This is a genomic window from Pseudomonas sp. SIMBA_067, assembly GCF_046534675.1.
Taxonomy (GTDB): domain Bacteria; phylum Pseudomonadota; class Gammaproteobacteria; order Pseudomonadales; family Pseudomonadaceae; genus Aquipseudomonas; species Aquipseudomonas putida.
Genome location: NZ_JAWRYH010001206.1, coordinates 1 through 241, shown reverse-complemented (window position 1 = coordinate 241; position 241 = coordinate 1). Strand labels below are relative to the sequence as shown.

General features: G+C 62.2%; 1 protein-coding gene. It reads right to left on the bottom strand.

From position 1 onward, the window contains the following. Positions 1-241 (bottom strand): hypothetical protein (locus SB765_RS33115; protein ID WP_410932959.1); only part of this gene is annotated, 241 nt, incomplete at both ends.

The following is a 241-nucleotide window of genomic DNA, read 5'->3' as shown; positions in this document are numbered from 1 at the left end:
CTCCAGGCTCAGCAGCTCCAGTACGGCAAAGCGCGTGTCGCCGTCGAGCGTCGGACTGTCCGAGTTGAAGTAGTCGCCGTTCGCCCCCCACGTGCACCAGCGGTCCAGCAGCAGCACCAGTTCGTTGATGCGGTTCATGATGGTCGGCTGCTGGCCATATTCTTCTCTGACCGCCGCAGACTTCATGTACAGCACCACGTCGTCTATGCGCGCGGTGTTCTGTTTCGCCTCGTAGGCCGCC